Source organism: Roseovarius halophilus (ex Wu et al. 2025), from assembly GCF_047086965.1.
This window is the reverse complement of record NZ_JBKOTX010000294.1, coordinates 1-4,985: the sequence shown is the minus strand read 5'-3', so window position 1 is coordinate 4,985 and position 4,985 is coordinate 1. Positions and strand designations below refer to the sequence as shown.

The window sequence follows — 4,985 nt, the reverse complement described above, 5'->3', positions numbered from 1 at the left end:
GGGCGCAACCTTCCGCGTGATCGGCGAAGCGGCGGCGGGCAACGGCTTGGGCGGGGCCGTCGGCGCGGGACAGGCCGTGCGCATCTTCACGGGCGCGCCCCTGCCCGAGGGTACCGACCGCGTCGTCATTCAGGAGGATGTCGACCGCGCGGGCGACACCGTCACGCTGCGCGACGGGCCGGGCGACAGCGACCACGTGCGCCCCGCCGGGGCCGATTTCCGCGTCGGCGACAGGCTGCGCGCGCCGCGTGTGCTGACCCCGGCCGACATCGCCCTGCTGGCGGCAATGAACCTGCCCGAGATCCGCGTCACGCGGCGGCCCGAGGTGGCGCTGATTTCCACCGGCGACGAACTGATCATGCCGGGCGAGGCCCCGGGCCCGGACCAGATCATCGCGTCCAACACCTTCGGCCTCAAGGCCATGCTGGAAAGCATCGGCGCCCGCGCGCGCATCCTGCCCATCGCGCGGGACAATACCGCCTCGCTGGAAACCGCGTTCTCGCTGGCCGGGGGCGCCGATATCGTGGTCACGATCGGCGGCGCGTCGGTCGGCGATCACGATCTGGTCGGCCGGGTGGCCGAAGGGCTGGGCGTAGCCCGAAGCTTCTACAAGGTGGCGATGCGCCCGGGCAAACCGCTGATGGCCGGCCGCATGGGCGACGCGGCGATGGTCGGCCTGCCCGGCAACCCGGTATCGGCGATGGTCTGCGGGCATGTCTTCCTCGCGCCGATGGTCCGGGCATTGCAGGGGCTGGGCGCCGAACCCGCGCCGCGCCGTACCGCGCGGCTGTCGCGGGACCTGCCACAGGGCGGCCCGCGCGAGCACTACATGCGCGCCGAGGTCGCGAACGGCCTCATCACCCCCGAGCCGCGGCAGGACAGCGCCCTGCTGTCGGTTCTGGCCAATGCCAACGCATTGATGATTCGCCCCGCCGGCGACGGCGCCCGCTCGCAGGGCGACGAGATGGAATACCTGGCCCTCTGACCGCGCGGCTCAGCCCAGCGTGGCCAGCACCGGGAACGTCTCCAGCAGCCAGAACGAGAAGGCGGAGAATCCGCCGGTCAGCATCAGCAGGCCGATCGTCCAGAGCAGCAGCCCCATGACCCGCTCGATGCGCTCCATGTGCCGCTTCATCCAGCTCATCAGCCCGCTCATCCGCGGCAGGAAGGCCGCCACCAGCAGGAAGGGGACGCCAAGCCCGGCGGCATAGACCGCCAGCAAAACCGTTCCCCGCGTCACGTTGGCCTCGGACGCGGCCAGCGACAGGATCGCGCCCAGTTGCGGCCCGATGCAGGGCGTCCAGCCAAAGGCGAAGGCCAGCCCCAGCACGTAGGCCCCGAAGGACGACCCGCCCCTGTCGCCCACGTCCATCCGCGCTTCGCGGTCAAGGAAGCCGATCCGGAAAACGCCGACGAAATGCGCGCCGAAGATCATCACGAGGATGCCGGCGATCGTGTTGAACCATCCCTGGTACTGCAGGAAGGCCGCGCCGATGGCCGAGGCGGTGAACCCGAGAAACAGGAAAACCGTGCTCAGCCCCAGGACGAAGAACAGCGCGGGGACCACGGCCCGCGCGCGGGCCTGCCCGGCGCTGCTCAGATCGGTCAGCGTGACCCCGCTCATGTAGGCCAGGTAGGGCGGCACGATGGGCAACACGCAGGGGCTGAGAAACGAGACGATCCCGGCCAGCAGGGCCACGACCATGGCGGGCAGCAGCCCCGCGTCGATGATTTCGATTCCGAACATGCGTGTGACATAGCCGCTCGGGGCGCGCGGGTCACGCGGCCAAACGGTCACATCTTTGTGGACAGCCTGAAACGTGCCGATTATTTCACCGGCATGGAGATTACCGACCACCTCGACGCGACCGGCCTGCTGTGCCCGCTGCCGGTTCTGAAACTGCGCAAACGGCTGGGCCCGCTGACGCCCGGCCAGTGCATCGAGTTGCGCGCCGACGACCCCGCGGCGGTCGTGGACGTGCCGCATTTCTGCGCGGAGGCGGGGCATGACCTCGTCTCCGTGACCGAGGCCGACGGCGTGCAGACCTACGTCGTGCGCAAAGCCTGCTGAGCGCACGACCCCCATTGCAAACGCCGCCCGAGCCCCTATATTCGCAGTGTTCCCAAAGGAACTATGGACATAAACGCGCTCGTAATAAGCGGATCGGACCCGGGGGCGGTACCCGGCGGCTCCACCAATAACCTGTCGTTGGCGGGACATGGGGCCGAAACAGGATCGACGAACGTGTAAAGGGGTTGCTTTGTCCCGGTGAGGTACCACCGTTATCGGTCCGATAAAGCATAATTGCCAACGACAATCGTGCTCCGGTCGCCGTTGCCGCGTAAGCGGTAACAAGACCGAAACCTTGAAGCCCTGGCCTCTAGCAAGGTCAGGCGGGGTTCGCAGGCACCTGGCAACAGAAGCCTGCACTTTATTCCCCCGAAATCCCGGACCGCCAGCATCGGCCGATCACCGGCAGTTTCAGCCCCGCGCGCCGGGATCGACGCGCACGGCCGGCGCGAGACAGATCGCCAGAACCACCATCGCCCCGGCAAGCGCCTCGCGCGGGCCCAGCGCCTCGCCCAGCGCAAGCCAGCCGATCACGATCATCGTCGGCAGCTCGAACGCCCCCGTCGCCGAGGCCCGCGCCGGGCCGACGAAGGGGCCGGCCATCGTGTAGATCATCTGCGGCACGAAGGCCGTACCGGCGGCAAGCGACAACAGCAGCCCCCAGCCCTCGACGGACACGGGCACGGCACCACCCGCCGGCGTGAACAGCGCGACCGGCCCCAGCGCCAGCGCCGCCCCGCCCAGCGCGCAGACCATCTTCTCCAGCACGCCCAGCCGCGGTGTCATCGCCGTCAGCACGAGTATCGCGAGGCTGAAGGACATGGGCGCCGGCAGCGACCACAGCAGGGCCTGCATCGCCTGCCCCGACAACACGCCCGGCTGCAACAGCATCCCCGCCGCCGCGAGGATCAGCACTCCCGCGCAAACCGCCCGCGCCCCCGGCCTGTGTCCGATCAGGATCCACGCGAACAGCACCGTGAACAGCGGATAGGACATGTAGACCACCCCGGCGGCGGCCACCGGGGCGCTGCGGATGGCCGACAGGTACGCGATCCAGCCCAGCCCCATCAACAGCCCGACCATGACCAGTAACAGCGCCTGTCCGCGCTTTTCCCGCCGGCGCGGCACGAACGGCAACAGGCAGACCGCCGAAACCCCGTAGCGCCAGAAGGCAATCGCGGCATCGCTCATCCCCTCGGCCTGCAGCCCCCGCGCGAACAGCGGCGTGAGGCCGAAAAGAACGGCACAGAGAACAAGCAGCATGGTCGCTGTCATCGGGTGTGGCGGCGTGATCGTGCGGGTTGTCATGCCGCGTGGATAGAAGAGACACGGTATTGAAACAAATTCCTAGTTTTCAAAATTCATTTGAAATGATTTCATTGCCGGATGCTGCCGCGCCTCGGCCTTCACCATCTGGTCGTTCTCCTCGCCGTGTCCGAGACCGGCGGCGCGACCCCGGCGGCCGCGCGCCTAGGCCTGACGCAATCCGCCGTCACGCACCGCCTGCGCGAGGCCGAGCGGCGGCTCGGCACGCGCCTTGCGCGTCGTGTCGAGGGCCGCGTCACCCTCACGCCCGAGGGCGACAGGCTGGTGGCCTTCGCCGACCCGATGCTGCGGGAACTGGCCCAGCTCGAGGACGAGATCGAGGCGCGGCAGCGCGCCGGTCATCGCATCGTTCGCCTCGGACAGGCGACGTACAGCCGGTTTCACTGGCTTCCCGTCTTTCTCGACAGGCTGGCGCGCGACGCCCCGGACCTTGTCATCGAGCTGTCGGGCGGGGCGACCCGCCGACCGCTGGCCGCCCTGCGCGAGGGGATGGTTGATGTCTCGACGGTGTACGGGCGGCCCGCCTCCGCCGACAGGTTCCACTGGACCCGGCTTGCCGCCGATCCGCTCGTTGCCGTGATGGCGCCCACGCATCCCTGTGCAGCCGCGCCGGTCTTCGACAGCGCGGCATTCGGCGATGAACGCCTGTTCACCTATCCGCTGACGGTCGAACCGGGCTTCGAATGGGAAACGCTGCTGGGCAAGCCCAACGCGGCCTTCCGCCGTGTCACGGCGCTGGAGACGCCCGAAGCCACCATCGACCTGATCCGCGCGGGATATGGCGTGGCACTCTTCAGCTCGTGGGCCATCGCGCCGGAACTGGCCGACGGCACGCTGGTGGCCCGCCCCATCGGGCACGAGGGCATGTCGCTGGAATGGTGGGCCGTCACCCGTGCCGACGACGGCGAAGAGTCGGCCGCGGCCCGCGTCGCGCAATCGCTGGCCGCATGGGGCGAACGGCGCGACGCGCCGCTGGCCGCGCTCGGTTTCGACGGCCCGCCCGACGGCTGATGCCGCCCCGGCGCCCGTGTGAAGTTTGCACGACAGCCGCCAAACCGCTTGCATGTGCCCGTGGCACGGCTATCACCCACGGCATGGCCCCGCCCCTCGCCCGCCTCTTCACGGTCTTCGGCCGCATCGGCCTGCTCAGCTTCGGCGGGCCGGCCGCGCAGATTTCGCTCATGCATGCCGAGCTGGTGGAGCGCAACGCGTGGCTGACCGAGAAACAGTTCCTCGGCGCGCTGTCCTTCTGCATGCTGCTGCCGGGCCCCGAGGCGATGCAACTGGCCACCTATGCCGGCTGGCGGCTGCGCGGCGTGCCGGGCGGGCTGATCGCCGGGCTGCTGTTCGTGCTGCCGGGTGCGGCGGTCATCCTCGCCCTCGCGCTCGGCTATGCGCATCTCGGGCAGGTGGCGCTGGTGCAATCGGTCTTCGTCGGGGTCAAGGCCGCGGTGGTGGTGATCGTGCTGCAGGCGCTGTTGTCTCTCGCCCGGCGCGCGCTCGGCGGCCCGCGGGACTGGGCGCTGGCCGGCGCGGCCTTCATCGCCATGTTCTTCCTGTCGATCCCCTTTCCGCTCATCATCGCGGC

At 69.4% G+C, this 4,985-nt stretch carries 6 protein-coding genes and 1 other RNA gene; 5 read left to right on the top strand and 2 right to left on the bottom strand.

Features of this window, described 5'->3' with window-relative positions; all coding sequences use genetic code 11:
- Nucleotides 1–985: molybdopterin molybdotransferase MoeA (locus ACH107_RS29860; protein WP_412509340.1), on the top strand; the 985-nt coding region annotated here is incomplete at its 5' end.
- Nucleotides 986–994: 9 nt separating this feature from the next.
- Here ACH107_RS29860 and ACH107_RS29855 read toward each other — a convergent pair.
- Complete coding sequence (locus tag ACH107_RS29855) at nucleotides 995–1,747, bottom strand: cytochrome c biogenesis CcdA family protein (protein WP_412509339.1); 753 nt, start codon at nucleotides 1,745–1,747, stop codon at nucleotides 995–997.
- Between the two features lie 93 nt (nucleotides 1,748–1,840).
- Here ACH107_RS29855 and ACH107_RS29850 point away from each other — a divergent pair, with 93 nt between their 5' ends.
- Together ACH107_RS29850 and ssrA are read left to right on the top strand one after the other, a co-directional pair.
- On the top strand, nucleotides 1,841–2,071 hold the full coding sequence (locus ACH107_RS29850) for a sulfurtransferase TusA family protein (protein ID WP_412509341.1): 231 nt from the start codon (nucleotides 1,841–1,843) through the stop codon (nucleotides 2,069–2,071).
- 9 nt (nucleotides 2,072–2,080) lie between these two features.
- Nucleotides 2,081–2,432: a transfer-messenger RNA gene (gene ssrA / locus ACH107_RS29845) on the top strand.
- Between the two features lie 50 nt (nucleotides 2,433–2,482).
- Here the strand turns inward: ssrA and ACH107_RS29840 are convergent.
- Nucleotides 2,483–3,334 (bottom strand): DMT family transporter, encoded by an 852-nt coding sequence (locus tag ACH107_RS29840; RefSeq protein WP_412509338.1) that lies wholly within the window; start codon nucleotides 3,332–3,334, stop codon nucleotides 2,483–2,485.
- A gap of 123 nt (nucleotides 3,335–3,457) precedes the next feature.
- Between ACH107_RS29840 and ACH107_RS29835 the strand changes: the two genes are divergently transcribed.
- A complete protein-coding gene (locus ACH107_RS29835) occupies nucleotides 3,458–4,408 on the top strand; it encodes a LysR family transcriptional regulator (protein ID WP_412509337.1) in 951 nt (316 codons plus the stop codon).
- Nucleotides 4,409–4,491: 83 nt separating this feature from the next.
- Nucleotides 4,492–4,985: chromate transporter (locus ACH107_RS29830; protein WP_412509336.1), on the top strand; the 494-nt coding region annotated here is incomplete at its 3' end.

Coding starts and splice junctions, on each gene's coding strand:
- ACH107_RS29855 (WP_412509339.1), bottom strand. CDS start 1,747: ATGTTCGGAATCGAAATCATCGACGCGGGGCTGCTGCCCGCCATGGTC.
- ACH107_RS29850 (WP_412509341.1), top strand. CDS start 1,841: ATGGAGATTACCGACCACCTCGACGCGACCGGCCTGCTGTGCCCGCTG.
- ACH107_RS29840 (WP_412509338.1), bottom strand. CDS start 3,334: ATGCTGCTTGTTCTCTGTGCCGTTCTTTTCGGCCTCACGCCGCTGTTC.
- ACH107_RS29835 (WP_412509337.1), top strand. CDS start 3,458: ATGCTGCCGCGCCTCGGCCTTCACCATCTGGTCGTTCTCCTCGCCGTG.